The sequence below is a fragment of the Flavobacterium sp. P1_E4 genome (assembly GCF_056405915.1).
In genome coordinates this window covers 178,965-197,673 of record NZ_JBFUBE010000005.1, presented here as the reverse complement: position 1 = coordinate 197,673, position 18,709 = coordinate 178,965, and the positions used below count along the sequence as shown (strand labels likewise).

19 protein-coding genes and 1 other RNA gene are annotated in these 18,709 nt (G+C 31.9%); 11 read left to right on the top strand and 9 right to left on the bottom strand.

Features of this window, described 5'->3' with window-relative positions; all coding sequences use genetic code 11:
* Positions 1-152: 152 nt before the first annotated feature.
* Positions 153-749 (top strand): 2OG-Fe(II) oxygenase, encoded by a 597-nt coding sequence (locus tag AC1DY0_RS07390; protein ID WP_477187991.1) that lies wholly within the window; start codon positions 153-155, stop codon positions 747-749.
* On the opposite strand, the gene AC1DY0_RS07385 is transcribed toward AC1DY0_RS07390, so the two are convergent.
* Complete coding sequence (locus AC1DY0_RS07385) at positions 750-1,544, bottom strand: RMD1 family protein (RefSeq protein WP_477187990.1); 795 nt, start codon at positions 1,542-1,544, stop codon at positions 750-752.
* 186 nt (positions 1,545-1,730) lie between these two features.
* On the opposite strand from AC1DY0_RS07385, the gene AC1DY0_RS07380 reads away from it, so the two are divergent.
* Positions 1,731-2,084 carry a hypothetical protein gene (locus tag AC1DY0_RS07380; RefSeq protein ID WP_477187989.1) on the top strand — a complete coding sequence of 118 codons (354 nt, stop codon included), beginning with the start codon at positions 1,731-1,733 and terminating at the stop codon, positions 2,082-2,084.
* Between the two features lies 1 nt (position 2,085).
* Here the strand turns inward: AC1DY0_RS07380 and AC1DY0_RS07375 are convergent, their stop codons facing one another.
* Both AC1DY0_RS07375 and AC1DY0_RS07370 read right to left on the bottom strand, forming a co-directional pair.
* Positions 2,086-3,171: a class I SAM-dependent methyltransferase gene (locus AC1DY0_RS07375; RefSeq protein ID WP_477187988.1), complete on the bottom strand. Its 1,086-nt coding sequence runs from the start codon at positions 3,169-3,171 to the stop codon at positions 2,086-2,088.
* A 65-nt stretch (positions 3,172-3,236) separates the two neighbouring features.
* Positions 3,237-3,539: a hypothetical protein gene (locus AC1DY0_RS07370; RefSeq protein ID WP_477187987.1), complete on the bottom strand. Its 303-nt coding sequence runs from the start codon at positions 3,537-3,539 to the stop codon at positions 3,237-3,239.
* 119 nt (positions 3,540-3,658) lie between these two features.
* On the opposite strand from AC1DY0_RS07370, the gene rnpB reads away from it, so the two are divergent.
* Together rnpB and AC1DY0_RS07360 are read left to right on the top strand one after the other, a co-directional pair.
* Positions 3,659-3,980, top strand: an RNA gene (rnpB, locus tag AC1DY0_RS07365) — RNase P RNA component class A.
* 43 nt (positions 3,981-4,023) lie between these two features.
* Positions 4,024-4,419, top strand: a complete 396-nt coding sequence (locus AC1DY0_RS07360; RefSeq protein ID WP_477187986.1) for a DoxX family protein — start codon at positions 4,024-4,026, stop codon at positions 4,417-4,419.
* A gap of 97 nt (positions 4,420-4,516) precedes the next feature.
* Here AC1DY0_RS07360 and AC1DY0_RS07355 read toward each other — a convergent pair whose 3' ends face one another.
* From AC1DY0_RS07355 to AC1DY0_RS07345, 3 genes are all read right to left on the bottom strand, one after another.
* A complete protein-coding gene (locus tag AC1DY0_RS07355) occupies positions 4,517-5,119 on the bottom strand; it encodes an RsmD family RNA methyltransferase (RefSeq protein WP_477187985.1) in 603 nt (200 codons plus the stop codon).
* The gene (locus AC1DY0_RS07350) at positions 5,116-5,928 is read right to left on the bottom strand and encodes a DUF3822 family protein (protein ID WP_077370302.1); all 813 of its coding nucleotides are present in this window, start codon (positions 5,926-5,928) and stop codon (positions 5,116-5,118) included. The genes AC1DY0_RS07355 and AC1DY0_RS07350 overlap by 4 nt, the downstream gene beginning before the upstream one ends.
* A gap of 417 nt (positions 5,929-6,345) precedes the next feature.
* Positions 6,346-6,600, bottom strand: coding sequence for a hypothetical protein (locus AC1DY0_RS07345; RefSeq protein WP_477187984.1), 255 nt, complete (start codon positions 6,598-6,600; stop codon positions 6,346-6,348).
* A 60-nt stretch (positions 6,601-6,660) separates the two neighbouring features.
* On the opposite strand from AC1DY0_RS07345, the gene AC1DY0_RS07340 reads away from it, so the two are divergent.
* From AC1DY0_RS07340 to kdsB, 3 genes are all read left to right on the top strand, one after another.
* Positions 6,661-8,085, top strand: a complete 1,425-nt coding sequence (locus AC1DY0_RS07340; RefSeq protein ID WP_477187983.1) for an ATP-dependent DNA helicase — start codon at positions 6,661-6,663, stop codon at positions 8,083-8,085.
* Positions 8,086-8,184: 99 nt separating this feature from the next.
* The gene (ygiD, locus tag AC1DY0_RS07335) at positions 8,185-9,015 is read left to right on the top strand and encodes a 4,5-DOPA-extradiol-dioxygenase (protein ID WP_477187982.1); all 831 of its coding nucleotides are present in this window, start codon (positions 8,185-8,187) and stop codon (positions 9,013-9,015) included.
* 60 nt (positions 9,016-9,075) lie between these two features.
* Positions 9,076-9,804 carry a 3-deoxy-manno-octulosonate cytidylyltransferase gene (gene kdsB, locus AC1DY0_RS07330; RefSeq protein WP_477187981.1) on the top strand — a complete coding sequence of 243 codons (729 nt, stop codon included), beginning with the start codon at positions 9,076-9,078 and terminating at the stop codon, positions 9,802-9,804.
* Positions 9,805-9,871: 67 nt separating this feature from the next.
* Here kdsB and AC1DY0_RS07325 read toward each other — a convergent pair whose 3' ends face one another.
* Together AC1DY0_RS07325 and AC1DY0_RS07320 are read right to left on the bottom strand one after the other, a co-directional pair.
* Positions 9,872-11,746 (bottom strand): glycoside hydrolase family 3 protein, encoded by a 1,875-nt coding sequence (locus tag AC1DY0_RS07325; RefSeq protein ID WP_477187980.1) that lies wholly within the window; start codon positions 11,744-11,746, stop codon positions 9,872-9,874.
* Between the two features lie 170 nt (positions 11,747-11,916).
* The gene (locus tag AC1DY0_RS07320) at positions 11,917-12,588 is read right to left on the bottom strand and encodes a spermidine synthase (protein WP_477187979.1); all 672 of its coding nucleotides are present in this window, start codon (positions 12,586-12,588) and stop codon (positions 11,917-11,919) included.
* A gap of 62 nt (positions 12,589-12,650) precedes the next feature.
* On the opposite strand from AC1DY0_RS07320, the gene AC1DY0_RS07315 reads away from it, so the two are divergent.
* A complete protein-coding gene (locus AC1DY0_RS07315; RefSeq protein ID WP_477187978.1) occupies positions 12,651-13,205 on the top strand; it encodes a 1-acyl-sn-glycerol-3-phosphate acyltransferase in 555 nt (184 codons plus the stop codon).
* 227 nt (positions 13,206-13,432) lie between these two features.
* Here the strand turns inward: AC1DY0_RS07315 and AC1DY0_RS07310 are convergent, their stop codons facing one another.
* A complete protein-coding gene (locus AC1DY0_RS07310) occupies positions 13,433-13,885 on the bottom strand; it encodes a helix-turn-helix transcriptional regulator (RefSeq protein WP_477187977.1) in 453 nt (150 codons plus the stop codon).
* Between the two features lie 310 nt (positions 13,886-14,195).
* Here AC1DY0_RS07310 and AC1DY0_RS07305 point away from each other — a divergent pair, with 310 nt between their 5' ends.
* The 3 genes from AC1DY0_RS07305 (at position 14,196) to AC1DY0_RS07295 (ending at position 18,589) form a co-directional block, all read left to right on the top strand.
* The gene (locus AC1DY0_RS07305; RefSeq protein WP_477187976.1) at positions 14,196-15,350 is read left to right on the top strand and encodes a M14 family metallopeptidase; all 1,155 of its coding nucleotides are present in this window, start codon (positions 14,196-14,198) and stop codon (positions 15,348-15,350) included.
* Positions 15,351-15,426: 76 nt separating this feature from the next.
* A complete protein-coding gene (locus tag AC1DY0_RS07300; RefSeq protein ID WP_024981770.1) occupies positions 15,427-15,906 on the top strand; it encodes an Lrp/AsnC family transcriptional regulator in 480 nt (159 codons plus the stop codon).
* Between the two features lie 97 nt (positions 15,907-16,003).
* Positions 16,004-18,589: a phosphoenolpyruvate carboxylase gene (locus AC1DY0_RS07295; RefSeq protein ID WP_477187975.1), complete on the top strand. Its 2,586-nt coding sequence runs from the start codon at positions 16,004-16,006 to the stop codon at positions 18,587-18,589.
* Positions 18,590-18,709: the final 120 nt, after the last annotated feature.

Genomic DNA, 18,709 nt, shown 5'->3' with positions numbered 1-18,709 from the left:
AGTTAAATTTTTAGTTAAAAAAAGAATTAAATTTAACAAAAATTAATTGATTATCAGTATTTTACGTGTTATTTATTTTAAATGTGGCGTTACTGATTTTAATTAGTCTACCTTGCCGCGTTGGAACTATTTTTAAGTCCATCAAAATGGATATGGAAAATAGTTTTGAAGCTTTGATTGCTACTTATATAGAAAATAAAGTGGGCATATCAGAAAATTTCTTAAGCGATGATTTGGCCAATAATTTAAAGCAGAATTTATATACTTTAAATAAAAATAGTCAATTAGCAGCTGCAGGCATAGGTAATTCAGAGAAGTTGGCATATGATGGTGCCATTCGAAGCGATTCGATCTATTGGCTTGACAAAAAAAACAATAATGCGTTTGAGAATGAGTTTTTTATACAAATAGAAGCTTTTATACTTTATTTGAACCAAAGTTGTTATGCTGGAATTACGGGTTATGAATTCCATTATTCGTTGTATGAAGTAGGGGATTTCTATCTAAAACATCTTGACCAATTTAAAAACAATCCGAGTCGAAAATACTCTATGATCAGTTATTTAAATAGTGATTGGCAAGAAAGTGATGGGGGAGAACTACTCATTCATCAATTGGATAACAATCAAAAAATTAGTCCAACTCAAGGCAAAACTGTTTTTTTTAAAAGTGATGAACTAGTACATGAAGTTCTGGTTACTCAAAACACTAGGATGAGCATTACAGGTTGGTTAAAAAGTGATCGATAATCAGTGAAAAAGTAATGCGATCATAATCTCGAGAAAGATTAATATGATAACAATCCATTCCAAACGGGAGCTTTCACGAACATTTAAAACATCGGTAAAAAGCCTTAGATTATCTTCCACGATATCCAATCTATAATCAAGATCCTTAAAACGTGGATTTATATCAAAATTGGATTTGAGATGACGGTTTAATAGATTGAGTTCTTCATTATCCCAAACCAAATTGGGGTCATCAAGAATATAAAGATTGTCAACAATACTGTTTTTAACATTCAATACTTTTCCGATGTATTTGAGTAGATTGATTTTAGAAATACTCAATTTTCCGCGTTGTTCCAACTCCAATATGTATTCTTTGGAAGAAGTAATGAGGGCATCTGTCAACTCCTCATAATAGTCAAGTGCCACAGATTGTGCGATATTAAGCATTACGGTTTTCAAAACTGAAGGATTAACGTATGGAACCGAAACATAATCATTCTTGATGAGCAGTTTTGGATTGTTTTCGTCAATTTGAATTCTATATTCTTCAAACAAATCCAGAAAAACATTTGTGGAAGCATAATTTTTGACAAAATCAGTAAATTCTTTTTTTTCGGCTATCGTAAAATTTGCAAACACAACTACTCCATAATCAAATATATAGAGGTAACGTTTATCATTCGCCAAAACATAAAAAATTTCAGAGGGAGAACTTGAGTGGGGCTCAATACCAAATTCGGTTCTTAATTTTTTTATATTAAAAGCTTCCGTCATTTGAACGGCTTCAATTTTTATAAAATTGGATTCCTTCATGCTGGCTATTTTTATCTAATTATCTAGCTTAAAGTTAGCTATAATTTCTGTTTTATAAAATGATGAACCTTCTTTATTTTTGAATCTAATAAGCTGTTATACTTTGAAAAAAAAGGACCTTATTGATTTTAGATTTAGTTAAAATGCGTAAATTAGTATGTTGAAAATCAATAAAATGATGACAAGATGAAAGAGATAGAAAAACAATTGCCAACAAATGGACTGGATTCTATAAAAGCCGATAAAAACAAATTACCTGATTCCCTTTTATATCCACCAGAAGAAGATATTTATAGAAAATTCCACAAAGAAAGTGACATAGATCCGGAAGATATTACTAAAAAGAAAGCTCCGGTAGAAATCAGCCATGTCAGTGAACTGAACCAAAAGGAATTTGACGAAGATATGTCTGGTGCCGATTTGGACATTCCAGGTTCGGAGTTCGATGATGAATTTGAAAACTCAGGGAACGAAGATGAGGAAAATAGTCATTATAGCATTGGTGGAGACAATCATAGCAATTTGGAAGAAAACGAATAAATTAAACTGTCCTTAAACCTGAAAGGGGATTTTTTGGAACATTCTTAGCTTGAATTAATACTTTAAATTTAAGCCCCATATCCATTAATAATCTATAGTTTATATTTGATTCCTCTATAGCCTTAGATGCATCACCCAAAGCGTTGGATAAGTTTTTGTTTTGATATTCTTTTAGGCCAAGAGACAATAGGAATGAAGCTTGATTTGTCATTCCACAATAACTGAGACCATTTATATTTCCCCAATTTATTAAGGCCGAAAAATTTATGTGGGCAGTAATGTCTTGTTCTCCTATGAATTGGTATGGATTATCGTTTTTATGGTGCTTATAATAACATAAAAGTGTGCCGGAATCCCTGTGTTTTTCATATAATTCTGAGGAAATATCACCATAATCAATAGTAATTATATATCCTTTGTTTATGGCTTGGGCAATTTCTTCTATCCAAGAAAGAGCTTCCAAATTTACTTCTGTTCGAAATCCTTTTGGCAATTTTACATCCAAATCGATGAAATAATCAACGAGTTCTTTATTGGCAGGCTTCAAAACTTCAATAAAACCATCTAAATAATCCACAAAAACTTCCATCAATTCATCTTCCATAACCACTTGATGCACAGAAAAATTATCAATTACTTCATTGGATAAAAGGCAGCCATTGATTTCTGGAATTTCATGAATGGATTTGTACCAATTTACCTTTTCATTTAAATGCATTTTTTCTCTTTCTTGCATACCAGAACTCTTTTCGATAATGCAATAGGATAAAACATCATATAGTTTAGGGTTATTGTTTTTTAGATAATCTAAAATATCATGGCATAATAGTCCAGTTCCAGCTCCAAATTCAACAATTTTTATGGGGTTTTTATCTAAATTCTGCCACATTTCTTCAATTTGGCGGCCAAGCATCGCTCCAAAGGCATCAGAAAGATAAGCGCTGGTATAAAAATCACCATCTGCACCAATCTTACTTCGAGAAGAAGTATAATATCCTAAATTAGGATAATACAAAGCCATCTCCATAAAATCCCGAAACGATATTGGGCCTTCTTGATGAATCCGTTGTATTATTATATCTGACAAGGACATCGGACTTAAATAATAATTTAAAGTTTTTCTTATTCAAAAAGAGTAATGGAAAACCAAGACTATGATTGTCTACTGCTTTCTATGAATAACTTTTCTAAAATATGTGCAGCCTCATTGTCTGAATTTGCAGAAAAACCAGATACAAAAACACCCTTTTTACCTGAAATGGAAATTATACCATAAACAACAGATTCTTCATCTGGATCCGAGTCTCCTTCATAACGATATACATGAGCAACAGTAAATTCCTTCGGGTTTGTTTTGATGGCTTCGGTATGAAGGTTAAAATCATGAGTAAAACCTTTTTCTTTTAAATCATTTAAGGCTTCCAAAACAGTGGTATAATGATAGGTTGGTTTCATAACGACAGAAATTAATAATTAATATTAAAGATAACTATTTTGTTTTTAATAGATTATGAAAACGATGTTAAAGTGAAAGAGCTATTCTTGATAAACCTTGATTAATGTTGTAGATTTGCACCGCAGACCGCCTTATCGTCGTCTCGTTTAATCGGGAGGGAGGAAAGTCCGGACACCATAGAGAAGCATAGCGGGTAACACCCGTCGGTCCCGATTTATCGGGGTTAGGACAAGTGCAACAGAAAGTATGTACAGGTAATGCTGTAGTGAAACCAGGTAAACTCTATGCGGTGAAATATCAAGTATATCAGTTTTTAAGGGCTTCTCGTCCGTTGCTGAAGGGTAGATAGCTTGAGTCCAGCAGTAATGCTGGATCTAGATAAATGATAAGGTATCATCGTGAGATGAGAACAGAATCCGGCTTATAGGTCTGCATTTTTTTTACTGTTTTTCATGTTTATTTGTTATTTTTAATCAAAAAAATATGAAAAATTTTCCTTTTTTGTCTTCATCACAGTCCCTTTTACTTTTTAGAATTGCTTTACCATTATTGTTTGTAGCCCACGCTGTTACTAGAATTGGTAATGGAACAATAGACCGATTTGCTGGTTTCCTTTCTACGAAGGGCTTCTATGCAACTACAGCCATGGTTTGGGGAATTACCGCTTATGAAATTATCGGAGGAATTGCACTGGCTTTTGGTTATTATACAAAGTATTTATCCCTCGGATTTATTTTAATGTTAATAATGGGAAATATTATCATTCATTATGATAATGGTTGGTGGGTTGGTGAACACGGTGAAGGAGGAATGGAGTATAGTTGTGCTCTAATTTTGGGGTTGATTGTGATTGCGGCTACTAAAAATAAAAAAGTATAACTTTTATTTTGATATAAACAGTTTTTATTGCCTAGTTTAAAAAAGTAAAAGCCCCAGCAATTGCAAGGGCTTTGGTTATATAATATTCTTTGGCAGATTAACCTTCGTCGTCTTCAGTGTCTTTTAGAGTTGATTCATCGTCTATTTCTTCCTCTTCGGTTGAATCCAATTCAAAGAAACTAAAAATAGAACCACCATAACTTTTCTGGAAAGAGAAATTAATCATATGATCCAGTTTGGTGTACTTGGAATGCTCTATAACCATCATACCTTCTTCATTGAGTAATCCTTTATCAAAAACCAATATAACAATCCTTTCAAATGTTTTTTGGTCTAAACCATAAGGAGGATCGGCAAAAATAATATCGTAAGTCGTTTTGTTTTTTTCTAAAAAAGAGAAAACATCGCTTTTGGTGGCAGCAATATTAAAATCATATTCTGATGCCACTTGTTTAATGAATTTTACACAACCAAAATCGCCATCAACTGAGGTAATTGGTGTACTTCCTCGTGAAGCAAACTCATAGCTGATATTGCCTGTTCCAGCAAATAAATCCAATACTTTTAACCCTTCGAAGCTGAAATGGTTATTCAAAACATTGAATAATGCTTCTTTGGACATATCGGTGGTAGGTCGAACGGGGAGTCCTTTTGGTGGAGAAATGCGTCTTCCTTTGTATTTTCCAGATATGATTCTCATGAGTTAAAAAGTATAAAATGTTGCTGATTTTGTGCGGTTGAAAAGGAATTGCTTTTTTGTAAATCAGTTACATTAAAGAAAGAAACGTTTCTAATGTATTTGAAAGCGATTTTATAAAAATCATCATCTTCAGAAATGGCTCCTAATAGTTCCAATTGAAAACTTTCGGGATTCATATTTAATTGTTCTGCTGTAAAAAGCAGATAGTAAATAAAATCCTCTGGCGTTTTATATTCGAATGAATTAAATAAAAGTAATTTTTGATTCTGAATCACAATAATTTCAAAATGTCCAGGATTAAAATGGACAATCATTTTCTTATTGTCATTGTTTTTGGATGCATCCAAAAGCTTTGAAACCAATATACTATTGGCGTGCTTGTAATCGAAAGTGCCAAATTGATCAATAAAAAAGTTATTGATATTCACATAAGGAATGTAAACCGCATTCATTTGATAATTGTTGATTTCATCAAAAGCAAAAAAGTCGGTTTCAAAAACTTTGGTATTGTATTGCAAATAACTGCCTAGAAAATTTTCATCAAATAGGGCAGTGGGAACAAAGGTTGAAAGATTGTTATTATGAATCACCTGAATTTCATCATATTGGTCATTCAATTCCGGATAATTTTTAAAAGCATCCGAAAACAATTCCTCAATTTTGGTCGATTTATGAAAAGTATCAAAATGAATTTCATTTATCGATACAATCCTATTATGAAGTGTGTCAAAGCAACAAAAAGAAAGCCCAGTCAGTGAAACCTGAATGGAAAGCTTTTTGTATTTTTTATCGGTTATATTAATGTTCATAGTGTCTTTTTGCAACAATGCAAACTTACGAATTAAAAAGGCAATGGCAATATGTAAAATTAATTGCGATGGCAATATCAATTGGAATTGGTGTCTTTCAATTTCAATAGACAGAGACAAAAGGATGATTCGTCATATTAGTGACCGTGGCAAGCGTGGCTCAGAATACGGCTAAACAAGTTAATAAACGTGGTAAACGAGGTTCTAAAGGTGGTTTACGACGTTATAGGACGTGGCTAATAGAGTTCGAAAGGTGGCTGACCACGTTATAGAACGTGGCAAATGAGGTTCTAAAGGTGGTTGACCACGTTATAGGACGTGGCAGACGAGGTTGAAAAGGTGGCTGACCACGTTATGGCAATGGAAAAGCGGTGCTCTGATGATAGTGTACCACGTTACAAAAACAATAGATCGGATTTAATTTTGCTGTAAATCATGTATCTCACCTGTTTCATAGAGAGACAATTTTAAAAAGTGAAGTTTTATCCAAAATAAAAACCATATTGGCTCTTTAGCCCTGATGGAAGTGGTATCTCCCGATTTAGAAAAACAAGGCTTTTTTACCGTAGTTTTTGTTAATCGGGAAATATAGCGGACAGCAGGAACCCATATTTCCCAATAAAGCCAATTCTTTCGCTCCATCTTATTTATGCATGTTTTTGAAATTACCATGAAAATTGATTTTTGAAATTACCATTGAAATAGCCTTACTTTGCAATCAAAATATACCCAATGAACTCCTCCTTATTTTATAGCCATTTACAGAGAAAATTTCCTTTTCAGCCAACATACAATCAGGATATATTTTTTCAAAAAATAGCTATTTTCTTGACCGACACTCAAAATGAGACCATTTTTGTACTGAAAGGATATGCTGGAACCGGAAAAACGACGGTTATTTCGACTATCGTAAATAGTTTATTGGAGATTAATAAGAAGTATGTTTTGCTGGCTCCAACTGGTCGCGCAGCTAAAGTAATTGCCAATTATTCGAATAAACCAGCCTTTACGATTCATAAAAAAATCTATTTTCCGAAGAAGAATTCTGGTGGAGGCGTTTCGTTTACTTTACAGCAAAACAAACATAAAAATACGGTTTTCATAGTCGATGAAGCATCGATGATTTCGGATACGAATTCGGATTCCAAATTGTATGAAAACGGTTCTTTGCTAGATGATTTGATTTCATATGTGTACTCGGGAACTAACTGCAAAATGATACTGTTGGGAGATACTGCTCAGTTACCGCCTGTGAACTTGGATATTAGCCCGGCTTTGGATATTCATACACTTAGTATCAATTACAATAAAGAGGTTGAATATATTGAACTTGATGAAGTAATGCGTCAGGAGGAAAACTCCGGAATTTTGCATAATGCGACTGAATTGAGGGAACTATTGAAGGACACTTTTATAACCGAATTCAAATTCAATGTTCGGAAATTTAAAGACATTGTTCGTTTGGTTGACGGATATGATATTCAAGATGCGATTAATTCCGCTTACAGTAATTTTAGTATCGAAGACACCGCTTTTATTGTTCGTTCCAATAAAAGAGCGAATCAATATAATGAGCAAATCCGAACAAAAATTCTCGATAAAGAAAGTGAATTGTCAACTGGAGATTTCTTGATGGTGGTGAAGAATAATTATTTTTGGCTAAAGGATTCGGATGAAGCCGGATTTATTGCCAATGGTGATATTATTGAGATTTTGGAAATGTTTGGAATACAGGAATTATATGGTTTTAAATTTGCGAAAGTAAAAATCCGAATGATTGATTATCCCGATCAGAAACCCTTTGAAACCGTGCTTTTGATGGATACCATAAAAAGTGAATCACCTTCTTTAACCTTCGAAGAATCCAATAGACTGTATCAAGAAGTGATGTTGGATTATGAAAGTGAAACGACAAAGTATAAAAAATTTCAAAAGGTAAAGGAAAACGAATATTTCAATGCTCTACAAGTTAAATTTTCTTATGCTATTACTTGTCACAAATCTCAAGGAGGGCAGTGGAATACAGTCTTTATAGAGCAACCGTATTTGCCGAATGGTATTGACCGAGATTATATTCGATGGTTGTATACCGCTATGACAAGAGCCAAAAATAAGCTATATTTGATAGGTTTTAAGGATGAGAGCTTTGTGGAATGATTAAAAAATTAACCACAGATTCGCAGATCTTGAATGAATAATAGATAACTATAGATTTATAAAAAAATCTGCAAATCTGCGGTAAAAAAAATAAATACAATGAACACACTAAACGACTTACATAAAATATCAGGTTCATTTTCAAATACTGAAAAAATGCCTGTACTGTTTTTGGGACACGGAAGTCCAATGAATGCCATTGAGGAAAATCAGTTTGTGACTGGTTTTAGAAATTTGGCTAAAACGTTGCCCAAACCCAATGCTATTTTGTGTATTTCGGCACATTGGTTTACTAGCGGAACTAAAGTTACAGCAATGGAAATGCCAAGAACAATTCATGATTTTGGAGGTTTTCCACAAGAATTATTTGATGTACAATATCCTGCCAAAGGGAGTCCTGAACTAGCTACAATTACCCAAGAATTGTTATCGCCAACGGCTGTAGAACTAGATCAACATTGGGGTTTGGACCATGGTGCCTGGAGTGTAATTAAACATTTATATCCTGACGCTAATATACCTGTAATTCAGACGAGTATAGATTATACAAAATCTGGACAATACCATTTTGATTTGGCTCAAAAACTAAGTGCTTTGCGTAGTAAAGGAATCCTAATTGTTGGTAGTGGAAATATCATCCATAATTTGAGAATGGTAGATTTTAGAAATATCAATACCGATAATTATGGTTACGATTGGGCAGTAGAAGCCAGAGCCGATATAAACAATTATTTACTCGATGGCAATTTCCAACCGCTTATTGATTTTGAAAAACAGAGCAAAGCTTTTCAATTATCAATTCCAACGCCAGACCATTATTTACCTTTGATTTATACTTTGGGACTAAAAGGAAAATCAGAAGAATTGAGTTTGTTTAATGACAAATTGGTAGCAGGTTCGTTGAGTATGACTTCGGTGAAGGTTATGTAAATTGAATTTATAGAAAACCTTATATTTGAAAACTAAACTACAATAGAAGAATAAGTAAAAATGAAAATAATAGCAGTCATTCCAGCCCGTTACGCATCTACAAGATTTCCAGCAAAATTGATGCAGGATCTAGGAGGTAAAACGGTAATTTTAAGAACCTATGAAGCTGCCATAAACACTCAATTGTTTGATGATGTTTTTGTGGTAACCGATTCCGATTTGATTTTTGATGAAATTGTTTCCAATGGAGGAAAAGCGATTAGAAGTATTAAAGAGCATGAGTCGGGGAGTGACCGTATTGCTGAGGCGGTTGAAAATTTAGATGTTGATATTGTTATCAATGTACAAGGAGATGAGCCATTTATTGATAAAGATCCTTTGGCAAAAGTCATCGAAGTTTTTAAAAATGATACTTTAAAACAAGTTGATTTGGCTTCTTTGATGAGAGAGATAAAAAATGAAGACGAAATCAACAATCCGAATAATGTAAAAGTAGTAGTGGATCAAAACGGATTTGCATTGTATTTTTCCCGTTCGGTGATTCCATATCCAAGAGAGGTAAATGTTGGTGTTCGTTATATGCAGCATATCGGAATTTATGCTTTTAGAAAACAAGCCCTTTTGGATTTTTATAGTTTACCTATGAAATCATTGGAGGCCTCCGAAAAATTAGAACAATTACGTTATCTGGAATTTGGAAAACGTATCAAAATGGTTGAAACTGCACATGTTGGAATTGGAATTGACACAGCTGAAGATTTGGAAAAAGCTCGAAAAATGATAGGATAAAAAAAATCCCGATTCAAAGGTTTTAAATATAATCTTTGAATCGGGATTTTTATTTTTTTGGAACAAATTAATAGTGTAATCCAAATCCAAAAGCATACAAAGGATCTTTCGAATCATAAGGAACATCTTCCTTTTGATTTCGAACAGCCTCCATCGATGAAGGTAATTCAAAAGGTAGTTTTCCTTCGGGCTTGGCAACGCCAAAAATAACATCCAAAAGTGCTGCATCACTTGCTCCATAATTTCCGAAAACAGCTTTAGCAGTACTATTTATTTCAGGAAATACAGCAGGACGGTCCAAGTAAATGTCCACAATAGTTGGTACTGTTTTGCAAAGTGTCAAAACATCTTCTAAATCCTTTCCTTTAAAATCCAAATCACCATGATGAAATCCTTTGGCAAACGGATTGTCCGTATCAAGAGGAACCCAAGGAGTATTTAAACGGATAATCGCGATATCAGCTTGCTCAGGTAAAGCAACAATAATACCGTATTGTGAAGCAATTTTTGGATMTATATTTTTTACATAAATCTTTAATTTATTTGATACAGACAAAGGAAGTTTTAAATCGTTTTTCAATAATGTCATTGAGCGACGTTGAGTATCTTCTCCTAATTTTTTAAAATCTGAGCGACCTACAATTTTAGTTGCATTATCTACATCAATATAAGGGTTGTCAAATAAACCCAAAATGAATTTTTGGCGCAATAATCTTCTAACCGATTGATCAATTCTTGATTCCTTAATTTTTCCTTCTTTTACTAATTGAACAATATATTGAGGGCAATTCTCTCCACCAAATTGATCACAACCAGCATCAATTATCTTTTTTACTCTTTCAATTTCGCTAAGGTTTTCAACTCCCCAAGCTCTTGCAGGCCATATTACAGCTCCCATATGTGTATCTGAAACTAGGCCCCAATCGGTACAAACTACTCCATCGAATTTGTATCTATCACGAAGTAATTTGGTTATAATGTCCTTATTATAAGAGAACCCAACATTCTCTGAAGTTTGGTCTGTTGGTACTCCATAATATGGCATAATGCAAGCCGTATTTGCTTTGAATGCAGCTTCAAAAGGAATTAAATGATAATTGAAATTTTTCCCAGGATACACCTGACCTTTTTGATATTGAAAATGTGGATCCAAACCTTCTTTTTGAGGACCGCCACCTGAAAAATGTTTAGTCATACAAGCCACACTTGTATTCCCCAATTGTTTCCCCTGAAAGCCTAAAATGTAAGCTTCAATCATTCGAGCAGATATATTGGCATCTTCACCAAAAGTCCCACTTACACGGGGCCAGCGTGGTTCTGTAGCCAAATCGGCCATGGGATGTAAAGCTTCACGGATTCCAACGGCCAGATATTCTTGGCGGGCAATATCTCCAAATTTTTGGGTCAATACTGGATCATTTATTGCAGCAAAACCCAACTGCTCTGGCCACTGCGAAAAACCATTAGCTTCCATCGCAAATACATTATTACTGAAATAATGACGTGGATCTGATGCAATGGTTACAGGAATTCCAAGTCTGGATTCTTCTGCAACTTTTTGAATGGCATTATAACCCATTGCCAATTCTTTTACACCTGGTGCTTGCCAATAATTAAAATGATTCATTTTTTTATTTACAATCAAATCTCTTGCGGAAGGTATTCTAGCAGCCATTCCTGTAGCTCCTTCTTGTTTGTCAATACTTCCGTCAGTGTTTATAAGCGTTCCATTAATGAACATCAACCCAGCTTTTTCATCAATATTCATTAGCGAAATGAGATTGTCAATCCGCTTTTCAATTGGAAGATTTATATTTTCATAGGGATCCATTTTTCCGTTTTTATTAAGATCACGGTATTTTGGAGGATCAATAAATGATAATGAAACCAAAGAGGTAACAAATAGTGTTGAGATACACAGTGGCTTAAATTTATTTCTCATTTGAATAATGAATTAAAAATTATTTATAATGTGTTATTTTGACACAATGTACAAACAATTATTTAATTTCAAACAATAAAGTAAACTAAAACTTTGAATGATAGAAAATTATGAGATTAGAATTACGAATATTCAACCGAATTTAAAATCAGATTATATTATTTAAACAATTATATTGAATCCAATTTTTCAATAATAATCAATTCATTATGCACTTCAACTCTAGGGATAGATTGAATTTTGTAGTTATCGTCATTGAAATCTTTAATGAAATTTTGATTTCTAAAATTATCTCCAGCAGTTAAGCACATTGTATTAAAGAGTACAACACCTTTATTTTTGAGCAAAAAGCAAATTCTATTGATGAAAAATTTTTCAAACAAAAAGTTAGGCATTGTTGTATCTTGAAATATATCAATAATAATTAAATCGTAACGGTCTTTTGTTTTTAATACAAACTCAAAAGCATCATCAATTATAATATTAAGATTTTTTATTTCATTAAGCTTAAAGTACTCATTGGCAATATTAATAATGTGTGGATCAATATCAACACCCGTAATTTGCCCCTCAAAATGAATTTCATCTACCAGTGTTTTAATCACGCTACCACCAGCAACTCCAAGTACTAGTGCGTTATCCATTTTGGCAATTTTATCAAATCCAAAGTGTTTTAATCCTTTCCTTAATATACGTTGTAAGCTCCCATAAGAGTAATTGGTGTTTTCGGAATCGAGCACTAATTCACCATTAGCCCATGTTACTTCAATGGTTTTGCTCAAAGTTGATTTAGTTTTAAATATTTTGATAGGAATAATATAACTTAATAATTTACGCAGCATTAATTTAGGTTTTTATCAAAAATAAGATAATAATTATTTAATTTGTATAAAATTATTCACAAATGAAGAGACAAATCTATAAATGGATTTTTGAGAATCTAATGGGCTGGAAAATAGAAGGTAGCTTCGATGAACAAATAAAAAAAAGTGTATTGATGGTTATGCCTCATACTAGTTGGCATGATTTTTATGTAGCCATTATTTGCAGAGGAGCTATTGGTGTCGATATTAATTGGGTTGGAAAGAAAGAATTATTCAGATTTCCTTTTGGATATTTTTTCAAATCTTTAGGAGGAGCTCCACTAGATAGAACAGGAGGATTAAACAAAGTCGAATCCATAGTAAGTATATTTAATTCAAAAGAGACATTTAGATTAGGATTGTCCCCTGAAGGAACACGCAAAAAAGTTGAACAACTCAAAACCGGTTTTTATTATATAGCCCTAAAAGCAAATGTGCCAATCATTCCGGTATCAATAAATTTTGAAAAGAAAGTAGTTGATTTTGGAAAACCATTTTATCCAACTGGTGATATTGAATCTGATTTGTCATGTTTGAATAAACATTTTGTAAATGCAAAGGGTAAAATTCCCCAAAATGGATATAAAGTATCTTAAAATTACACTCGCTGAGAATCGCGTAAAATATTTTTTCTGAATCTTTGTGAAGAATATTCAATTCTCGCGAATTCTAATTTATTTATAATTTGTGCTTGTATTTTGAATTTTCAAGATTTTCTCTATTACTATTTAATTTCTGAAATAAGAAGAGTGGTAATTTATATTTTATTGATTCAAAAAAAAGGAAACTCAATTTATTTTTTAATTCTGTTCGAATATTAAAATTAATTGGGTGAATATATTTTGAAATTACCATTTTTATAAAAGAAGACAATTTTTTCTATTTCATCAGTATTTTCATTTTCTGTTGAAGTTTCAATTTTCTTTGATTTTGAAAGTAGACTATTAGATTCAATAGGTATCGGAATTTGAGAAAATAAATCAATTGGAGTAGGGGTGTCAATATTTGAAACTGTAGAATTAGAATTTAAATCTTCACTTGCTTCAGAATTTTTTGGAAAAAATCCCTTTCCATTTAATATCCAATACAAATCTACATCGGGAAAAATTTCAATAATTTTTAGAATAAAATCCAAACTTGGCTTGTTTCTTCCGGAGAGAAGATGAGACATGCTGGAACGCTGTACGCCAATTTTGTCTGCAAACGAAGAAGCATTAAGACTATAATAATCGAGTATAATCTCCAATCTTTTTATGAAATCATCAGTGTTTACCATTGTAAATTATATTTCAAATTAGTGTATTTACAAATGTAATCAAAAGGGGTGTTGCAACCTAATTTACAATGTTAAAACATAAATTAGCAACTTTTAATATTAATGTATTTATGTACATAAATCACGTTAATGTATTGATTAATTATTATTTATGTAAATTATTCAAAATAGTAATTAGGCAAAAATGCTAGTTACGTTTGTATACAATTGACTTTGAAAATATAGTTTACAATTTTAATTTATTATAAAATAGATCAGTTTACAAATGTAAAAATAAAGATGTTTACTTTTGTAAATCAAATATTGTAACATGAATTTAGAAGAACTATTCAATCAAAATAAAGAAAATACAATCCAGGGGCGTTATATTACATTAGAAAATATCGAGCCAATATTAAACAGAGAATCCTTAAAAAAGGACGTAAAAATAATTGGTGAATCTGTTTTAGGAAAACCTATTTATAGTTACCAAAAAGGAACCGGTAAATTGAAAATTTATCTTTGGTCACAAATGCACGGAAACGAAAGCACTACAACGAAAGCATTATTTGATTTTATAAATCTATTGAATAGCGGATCGGATTTGGCTAATCAACTTTTAAATAGTTTTACTTTCTACTGTATACCAATCTTAAATCCTGACGGAGCAAAATCATACACTAGAGTAAATGCCAATGATATAGATTTGAATCGTGATTCACAGAATCTCACACAACCGGAAAGCAAAATATTAAGAGCCGTTTTTGAAGAGTTTAAGCCTGATTACTGTTTTAATCTCCATGATCAACGCACCATTTTTGGAGTTGCCGATACTGGAAAACCTGCTACAGTATCTTTTTTGGCGCCTTCTTATAATGAAGAAAGAGAAGTAAATGAGTCTAGATTGAAAGCTATTAATTTAATAGCAGGGATTAATGACGTTTTACAAAGCTATATCCCAGGTCAAATTGGTCGATTTGATGATTCGTTTAATATTAATTGCATTGGAGATACTTTTCAATACTTAGGTGTACCTACTTTATTGTTTGAGGCAGGGCATTTTCAAGGGGATTACGAGAGAGAATTTACACGAAAATTCGTATTTATATCTCTGCTTTCGAGTTTTATTATTCTCAACGAAAACGATGTAGTTAGCAATATAAATGATAAATATTTGAACATTCCTCAGAATAAAGTCGTTTTTTTTKATTTTATGTATAAAAATKTCAAAATAAATTATGATGGTATCGAAATAATCACGAATTTTGTTGCTCAATATAAAGAAGAGTTAATTGACAATCAAATAAATTTTAATGCTTATATAGTTGAAGTTGGTGATTTAAAAGATTATTATGGTCATTATGAGTACGATGCGAAAGGAGCATCATATAAAGATGATTTTACTAATTTTCCAAAACAAAATCAAAAAGCCGATTTTAATTTAGATGAGAAAGTGTTTTTCGTTAACGGAACAATAATAAAATAATATTTTTGCCGTTTATTTAATTTTTATTTATAAATTTAACTTTTTTAGTATCAAATAACCATATAATAAAAGAATTATGAGTAAGTTTCGTTTAGATGAAGTAGATCACCAGATTTTAGATATGTTGATAGACAACACAAGAGTTCCGTTTACAGACATTGCAAAAAAATTATTGATTTCAGCTGGAACGGTTCATGTAAGAGTTAAAAAAATGGAAGATGCCGGTATCATTATGGGGTCCTCATTAGTCCTTGATTATGATAAATTAGGATATTCATTTATTGCTTATGTAGGTGTTTTTCTTAATAATACTTCTCAAACAAAATTTGTATTAGAGCGTATTAATGAAATTCCTTTTGTGACTGTTGCTTCTGTAACTACAGGAAAATTCAATATATTTTGCAAAATCAGAGCAAAAGATACTAAGCACGCCAAAGACGTTATTTTTATGATAGACGATATAGAAGGTGTGTACAGAACCGAAACTATGATCTCATTAGAAGAAAGTATAAATGATAAAAAGCGTTTGATGCATACCATTTTTAAGGAAATGTAAAAAAATCTTGAATGCTATATTATAAAATATAACCTCAAGTGTAATCTTGGGGTTTTTTTATGCTAAATTAACCAACCAATAAACTAATAGTATAATTATGTATACGTTGCCAAAAATAGAACGTTTTAATCAAAACGTTTTATCTAAATACCACATTTACAATAGTGTATTTATAACATTACCCTTTGATTCTGTTGATAATACGGGAGTTTTACTGCCTATTTTCACTGAACTTTGTGATAATGGATTCAAAAAACAAGAAACCCCAAAAGAAATTTTTGATTTCTTTTCAGATAAATATTTGACTAGCGCAACCGAAAAAGACAAAATTAATTTGATGTTTCACTTTATACAATACATTGAACGCCAAATTGTTTTATTTGATGCTATCGAAGATGCAGCATTTCCAGTGGTAAACAATATGGAAGGTAGAGGATCTCTTCGTGATATTAAAGAGAAGTCAGATGTAAGGGATAATAAAGAGGAACTGATTCATTTTCTGGAGAATTTCAATGTTCGTACTGTTTTAACTGCACACCCAACTCAATTTTACCCTGGACCAGTTTTAGGAATCATAAATGATTTGACAGAAGCAATACGAAACAATAATCTACTGGAAATTAAGCAATTACTTGCGCAATTAGGAAAAACTCCTTTTATTCAAAATGAAAAACCAAATCCTTTTGATGAAGCTGTAAGTTTGATTTGGTATCTAGAAAATGTTTTTTATAACACCTCTGGTGAAATGGTGCATTATTTGCAAAAAAATGTTTTTGAAGGAGAATCGATAAACAATCAACTAATCAAACTTGGGTTTTGGCCAGGGGGAGACCGTGATGGAAACCCATTTGTTACAACCGAAATTACATTGAAAGTAGCTGAACGTTTGAGAACGTCTATTCTAAAATGTTATTATGTCGAGATACGTAATTTAAAGAGAAAACTTACTTTTCCAGTAGTTGATTCTTTAGTTATGGAGTTGGAGCAAAAGTTGTATCGTTCTGTTTTTTATTCTAAAGGTGAAATTTTTATCACGCTTGAAGAATTGAAAACACAATTAAATAAAATAAAAACAATAATAATTGAGCAGCATCAGTCGCTTTATGTAGATCAAATTGATGCTTTGCTTATTAGATTGAATTTGTTTGGTTTTCATTTTGCTACTTTAGATATCAGACAGAACAGTAAAATCCATCAAAGTGTTTTTTATGATATTGTAGATTATTATTCTAAATCCAAAACAAATATTTTTCCGGATAATTATTTCCATCTAACCGAAGATGAGAAAATGGAAGTTTTATCAACTTTAAAAGGAAATTTAGATCCTGCTGATTTTGAAAATGAAATGACAAGATCTACAGTCGAATCAATTCAAGCTATTAAAACCATTCAGGAAAACAATGGAGAATTTGGTGCTAACCGTTATATTATCAGTAATAATGAGAGTGCGCTTAATGTAATGGAAACTTTTTCACTTTTCAAATTATGTAATTGGGAAAATGCTACCGTTGATATTATTCCACTATTTGAATCTGTAGATGATTTACAAAATGCACACTTGGTAATGGAAAAGTTATATACCAATGCTGAATATGCCAAACATTTAATAAACAGAAATAACAAGCAAACGATTATGCTTGGTTTCTCTGACGGTACAAAAGATGGTGGATATTTGATGGCGAATTGGAGTATCTATAAAGCAAAAGAAGCATTAACTGAAATTTCAAGAAAATATGGAATTCATGCAATTTTCTTTGATGGACGTGGTGGGCCTCCAGCTCGTGGTGGTGGAAAAACACATAAATTTTACGCATCACTAGGACCAAATATTGAAAATAACGAAATTCAGATTACAATTCAGGGGCAAACTATTAGTTCTAATTTTGGAACTTTAGATTCTTGTCGCTATAATTTGGAAAACCTTTTGAGTGCAGGTGTTGCCAATCAAGTTTTCAATCAAGGACAAAATGAATTGTCAATAGAAGAAAAAGAAATTTTGGATCAAATGGCCGATTTGGGATATAACAAATATTTAAGTTTTAAAAATCATCCTAAGTTTATTCCTTATTTGGAACAAATGAGTACATTGAAATATTATGCAAAAACCAATATTGGAAGTCGACCATCTAAAAGAAGTAAGTCTGAAACTCTTGATTTTGCTGATTTAAGAGCAATTCCATTTGTGGGTTCTTGGAGTCAATTGAAACAAAATGTACCTGGATTTTTTGGAGTAGGTTCCGCTTTGAAACATTTTGAGGACACCAATCAATGGGAAAAAGCTCAGAATTTATACAATAATTCATTATTTTTTAGAACGTTGTTGGAAAACAGTATGATGTCATTGGCAAAATCATTTTTTCCTTTAACTGCTTATATGAGTAAGGATCCTGAATTTGGAGCTTTTTGGCAAATTATTTATGATGAATTTTTGGAAACAAAAAGATTATTATTAAAAATTGCAGGTCATACAGAACTAATGGAAAACTATCCAGATGGTATAGCTTCTATTCAAATGAGAGAGCGTATTGTGTTGCCTTTGTTGACTATACAACAATATGCTTTGTTAAAAATTAATGAATTGAACAAAGAAGAGAATCCAGATTTAAACCTAATAAAAGTGTACGAGAAAATTGTGACTCGATCTCTATTCGGTAATACAAATGCTAGTAGAAACTCGGCTTAAATTCAAGATTATAGATTTCAATTTTTAAAGAAAATGTTATGAAATCGCCATGATTTACAAGTAAAACACAACTAAAGTTAATCTTGGCGATAACATATTTGCAAAATTTAAATATGAATT

Excerpts from the sequence above, each read along its gene's own strand:
- AC1DY0_RS07360 (WP_477187986.1), top strand. The coding sequence starts at position 4,024 with ATGAAAAATTTTCCTTTTTTGTCTTCATCACAGTCCCTTTTACTTTTT.
- AC1DY0_RS07380 (WP_477187989.1), top strand. The coding sequence starts at position 1,731 with ATGAAAGAGATAGAAAAACAATTGCCAACAAATGGACTGGATTCTATA.
- AC1DY0_RS07345 (WP_477187984.1), bottom strand. The coding sequence starts at position 6,600 with ATGGTAATTTCAAAAACATGCATAAATAAGATGGAGCGAAAGAATTGG.
- AC1DY0_RS07370 (WP_477187987.1), bottom strand. The coding sequence starts at position 3,539 with ATGAAACCAACCTATCATTATACCACTGTTTTGGAAGCCTTAAATGAT.
- AC1DY0_RS07355 (WP_477187985.1), bottom strand. The coding sequence starts at position 5,119 with ATGAGAATCATATCTGGAAAATACAAAGGAAGACGCATTTCTCCACCA.
- ygiD (WP_477187982.1), top strand. The coding sequence starts at position 8,185 with ATGAACACACTAAACGACTTACATAAAATATCAGGTTCATTTTCAAAT.
- AC1DY0_RS07350 (WP_077370302.1), bottom strand. The coding sequence starts at position 5,928 with ATGAACATTAATATAACCGATAAAAAATACAAAAAGCTTTCCATTCAG.
- AC1DY0_RS07320 (WP_477187979.1), bottom strand. The coding sequence starts at position 12,588 with ATGCTGCGTAAATTATTAAGTTATATTATTCCTATCAAAATATTTAAA.
- AC1DY0_RS07315 (WP_477187978.1), top strand. The coding sequence starts at position 12,651 with ATGAAGAGACAAATCTATAAATGGATTTTTGAGAATCTAATGGGCTGG.
- AC1DY0_RS07300 (WP_024981770.1), top strand. The coding sequence starts at position 15,427 with ATGAGTAAGTTTCGTTTAGATGAAGTAGATCACCAGATTTTAGATATG.
- AC1DY0_RS07340 (WP_477187983.1), top strand. The coding sequence starts at position 6,661 with ATGAACTCCTCCTTATTTTATAGCCATTTACAGAGAAAATTTCCTTTT.
- AC1DY0_RS07295 (WP_477187975.1), top strand. The coding sequence starts at position 16,004 with ATGTATACGTTGCCAAAAATAGAACGTTTTAATCAAAACGTTTTATCT.
- AC1DY0_RS07390 (WP_477187991.1), top strand. The coding sequence starts at position 153 with ATGGAAAATAGTTTTGAAGCTTTGATTGCTACTTATATAGAAAATAAA.
- AC1DY0_RS07385 (WP_477187990.1), bottom strand. The coding sequence starts at position 1,544 with ATGAAGGAATCCAATTTTATAAAAATTGAAGCCGTTCAAATGACGGAA.
- kdsB (WP_477187981.1), top strand. The coding sequence starts at position 9,076 with ATGAAAATAATAGCAGTCATTCCAGCCCGTTACGCATCTACAAGATTT.
- AC1DY0_RS07310 (WP_477187977.1), bottom strand. The coding sequence starts at position 13,885 with ATGGTAAACACTGATGATTTCATAAAAAGATTGGAGATTATACTCGAT.